At 62.9% G+C, this 945-nt stretch carries 1 protein-coding gene; it reads right to left on the bottom strand.

The window, feature by feature from the left end; translation table 11 throughout:
* Positions 1-176 precede the first annotated feature (176 nt).
* Positions 177-320, bottom strand: coding sequence for a hypothetical protein (locus tag RSO01_RS48260; protein WP_170303906.1), 144 nt, complete (start codon positions 318-320; stop codon positions 177-179).
* Positions 321-945: the final 625 nt, after the last annotated feature.

Genomic DNA, 945 nt, shown 5'->3' with positions numbered 1-945 from the left:
GAACGTGATCATCCGCGAGTAAATCGTCCGACGGGCACCTGCCTGATAACGGCATGCCGGTGGCTTGGCATTCGTGCCGTCGTGACGCTTGCCGCTGCACGCCAGCCATCTTCCTTGGCGCGCCGATCCAGGGCGGCCGCTGAGCCGCTGGTGCTTGGCGGGTGCATGGTGTGTTGCTACAGGCGTTTGCTGTCAGTGCCTTTTGTGGGCTTTTGGGGCAGCAGACCGGCCAAGGCCATCATGACGAGCAACATCCCGCCACCGCTTCTCGCGCCGCGCAAACCGTTACGCATTCCCGTTAGCAAACGCAGCCAGCCCACGGCGGTCTCCACCGGTTGATGCTCCATGCGAGCGGGAGTGCATCGTGGGCTCTCTCTGCCGCCGGCGCTCGATGTGGGCTGAAACCAGCGATGCCACGACACTAGAGATTTTCAGAGTGCGCGCTGTTCGCTAATGCACATCATGGCGCTTCCTGAAGCGGTCGCGCCGCGCTGGGGCGGCGCCGGCTCACGGAACTCGGCGGCAACCGCAGGTTCCAATCGGCATTCAAACGTACGGCTGCTTGGACGCGAGAGCTTGGCCCCCGCTCTGCTCTTACACTCCCGCCACGCAGTCAGGAAGACCGGCACCGGGTCACTCATGGGAACGTAACAGCCGGTACCGGTCTTCCACCCTACACGTATCCACGCCAAACTTCTGGGTCCTGAAATCAAAGGACCATCAGCCCTGGGGGGACCCTAAATCGGGCGCGGTGTACAACTTTGAACGTCGCCACGGCGCTCCTCGGGGCACAATACGGCCAGGATGGAACCTACCTATGTCCGTGTAGGCGAGAGCCGGAAGCGTGTAACGCTGACCGTGACGCGGCGCTCGGAGCGCCCGCACATTGTGCGTGCCTGGGGCGCCTTCAAGCCCAACAAGGTTTCTCCCATCCAAGAGATCAAC

This window comes from Reyranella soli, assembly GCF_007992495.1.
GTDB lineage: Bacteria > Pseudomonadota > Alphaproteobacteria > Reyranellales > Reyranellaceae > Reyranella > Reyranella soli.
Note: the sequence above shows the minus strand (reverse complement) of the source record. Positions and strands in the feature narration are given on the sequence as shown.